The sequence below is a fragment of the Bacillus sp. 05T31 genome (assembly GCF_056396725.1).
Window position 1 is genome coordinate 1 of the sequence record NZ_JBFTMA010000873.1, and the last position, 2,453, is coordinate 2,453.

Annotated in this window: 5 protein-coding genes and 1 pseudogene; 1 reads left to right on the plus strand and 5 read right to left on the minus strand. The window is 36.4% G+C overall.

The annotated features are described in order from the left end of the window. The 4 genes and pseudogenes from AC1DJR_RS29410 to AC1DJR_RS29425 form a co-directional block, all read right to left on the minus strand. Positions 1–242: pseudogene (locus AC1DJR_RS29410) on the minus strand (permease); the annotation flags it as partial. After that, positions 239–721 carry a hypothetical protein gene (locus AC1DJR_RS29415; protein ID WP_429691905.1) on the minus strand — a complete coding sequence of 161 codons (483 nt, stop codon included), beginning with the start codon at positions 719–721 and terminating at the stop codon, positions 239–241. The gene AC1DJR_RS29415 and the pseudogene AC1DJR_RS29410, both read right to left, overlap by 4 nt. After that, complete coding sequence (locus AC1DJR_RS29420; protein WP_016101686.1) at positions 714–1,055, minus strand: PadR family transcriptional regulator; 342 nt, start codon at positions 1,053–1,055, stop codon at positions 714–716. The genes AC1DJR_RS29415 and AC1DJR_RS29420 overlap by 8 nt, the downstream gene beginning before the upstream one ends. Before the next feature lie 289 nt (positions 1,056–1,344). Beyond that, positions 1,345–1,491, minus strand: a complete 147-nt coding sequence (locus tag AC1DJR_RS29425; RefSeq protein WP_000540380.1) for a YjcZ family sporulation protein — start codon at positions 1,489–1,491, stop codon at positions 1,345–1,347. Between the two features lie 40 nt (positions 1,492–1,531). Between AC1DJR_RS29425 and AC1DJR_RS29430 the strand changes: the two genes are divergently transcribed. Next, positions 1,532–1,753, plus strand: a complete 222-nt coding sequence (locus tag AC1DJR_RS29430; RefSeq protein WP_477004191.1) for a preprotein translocase — start codon at positions 1,532–1,534, stop codon at positions 1,751–1,753. 141 nt (positions 1,754–1,894) lie between these two features. On the opposite strand, the gene AC1DJR_RS29435 is transcribed toward AC1DJR_RS29430, so the two are convergent. Then, positions 1,895–2,443: a DUF4352 domain-containing protein gene (locus tag AC1DJR_RS29435; RefSeq protein WP_477004192.1), complete on the minus strand. Its 549-nt coding sequence runs from the start codon at positions 2,441–2,443 to the stop codon at positions 1,895–1,897. Between the last annotated feature and the right edge of the window lie 10 nt (positions 2,444–2,453).

The window sequence follows — 2,453 nt, forward strand, 5'->3', positions numbered from 1 at the left end:
GAGAATAATATTCCATATATGCCGGACTTTTCGCCCATATATTTCATTAGTGTTTCTTTCTTCACCCACTGATCGAGTAACCCTACAAATATTAGGACAGGGGGGAGTAGAAATAGCATATCTAAAATGCTATTCCCCGTTAATTGTAATGCGCTCCATCCTAAAGATTGGTTTATAAAAGTTAGAATGATAAGTCCAATCAGCAAAATGAAAAAGAAGCGATATCTTTTTAGTTCCTTCATACCATCACCACCCAAATGATATATGAGAATAGGAGTGACATGAGTAATGCAGATGCATTACGAGCGTAAGCAAATTTTCGTCCGAATATCTTTTGTTCCATCGGCAAGGTTGTAATTCCTACTGACATTAGTGTRGACATGAGTGCCGCAACTTGAGGAAGACCTGCGCCGTGCTGTACTAACGTATTACCAAGAGGAAAGACGACAAAGCTTGGGATAAGTGCCACAGATCCGAGTAGTGCTGAATAAATAATACCTAAAAATCCAGACTGTTCTCCAATGATGGAAGAGATGAAGGACGGCGTTAAGATAGAAAGTGATAGTCCAACGAAAAGCATAATGGAGAGCATGGCAGGGAGGAGGTTTCGAAATATTTTCCATGATTTTAATAGGGCAAATTTCGTTTTATTCCGATCCTTCATAAAAGAAATCCCTGTAAGAATAATGGCCAAAGTGTAAAGGATAGCGCCATTAATCATGATTAGATTCCTTTAAGTCTTTATATTTGTTTAAGAAAAAGGTTAAGTTTTTCATTTTTTCCTCAATATCTATTTGAAAATCTGCTAATTGTTCTTTTCCGGCTGTAGTAATTTTGTACATCTTTCTCGGCTTATCTGGAACGGATGTACTTACATAAGATTCAATAGCGCCTTCGTTTTCTAATTTCTTCAGCGTGCGGTAAAGGATGGCACTATCGATTGGATTGACCGGAAGTTCTTCCACGCATTTCTGAAGTAGCTGCCCGCCATAGTTATCGCCTTCTGCTAAAAATAACAAAAGAAATGCACCTGTATGTCTTCCTGTATGCTTCATGAATATACCTCCTAGAATATATACTGTTAATGACAGTATACTGTTGTTAACAGTATATGGTGCATGAAGTGCTATGTCAATTTTAAAATGTTACTGAGGGGAAATGGCAATTCATGTTTTAATCTTGTTAAATAACAAAATAAAAGCCTACTGTTTTCTTGTGACAGTGGCTTTCATAGTTGGTAAACTACTATATTACGCTTAGGGAATCTCGCCTTTTGATAGTAACATATATATATTAGCCCTATATTGAGAAATAAAAAAAAGACACTCTCAAGAGTGCCTCTTATTAGCAGCCGAATCCGCCGCCCCAACAGCTAGCTCCAACGATGATTAATAAGATAAAGAGCACAACAAGTAAGGCGAATCCACCGCCAAAACCACAGCCTCCACCACAACTACCACCATAGCCTCCACAACTACCACCATAGCCCATATTAACTCCTCCTTCCATAAAGTCCATATATTAATGGATGATGATATTACGTTTACTTACGGATTTAAAGATTGAGCAGCAAGCTTTAAAAGAACAGCTGGAGAAAATGCAAACAGCTTTGAGTATTCTTGAAGAAAAACCAACTATTCCTGAAGAGAAATCAACTATTCTTCAAGAGAAACCAGTTGTTACAAAGCAACGTGGACATTCTGGGTTTCCAACATCTTTTCGTGATTGGAGAGCATCTTCTCAAAAGAACTAAGGAATCCTGTTATAGTGAGTTATACAAGTACAGTCTACTGTTGTAGTTAATACAGAGGCTGTACTTTTTGTTATGTTAGTATAAGTTGTGATAGGTGGTTTATCTATTTTGTAGAAAAGCCACTTTTACATTTTCTTTTGACTATTCCACTTTTAACTCGATCCCTTTATCCAACATATCTCCATTAATTTTTAACGTTAATCCTTGCGTATTTTTCGGAACATCGAATACAATGTTCCCTTCCGAATTTTCATTAGGATTAAGAACACCAAATTTAAATGTAGCAGTATTTGCAGCTTTAAGTACTAATTGAGATTCATTAGAAATGTGATATTCTCTTCCGGCTCCGTCAATTAATTTWAAGTTATTGCTATTTAGTGTAATGGGTTCCTCTTGACGATTATAAACTGCGACGTCTAATACTTTAAATACACCTTGTGCTTTAACTTCTCCATTACCTATAACATCTAATGAATCGGCAGAGCGTATTGATATGTATACATCAGAAGAATCTCCATGGGTGGGAAGTTCTTTTTGAGGATCCTTGTTGCTAAGTTCATCATTTTTTGTTTCTTTAGAAGTCTCCTGTTCGTTTTTCGTGTTACTGCTAGATGTATCATGTGAACTGCAAGCTGATAATCCAAATAAGAATGTGCTACATAATAATGATGTTAATAACTTATTGTTCATAGTTTGTTCC

Excerpts from the sequence above, each read along its gene's own strand:
- AC1DJR_RS29425 (WP_000540380.1), bottom strand. The coding sequence starts at position 1,491 with ATGGGCTATGGTGGTAGTTGTGGAGGCTATGGTGGTAGTTGTGGTGGA.
- AC1DJR_RS29420 (WP_016101686.1), bottom strand. The coding sequence starts at position 1,055 with ATGAAGCATACAGGAAGACATACAGGTGCATTTCTTTTGTTATTTTTA.
- AC1DJR_RS29430 (WP_477004191.1), top strand. The coding sequence starts at position 1,532 with ATGATATTACGTTTACTTACGGATTTAAAGATTGAGCAGCAAGCTTTA.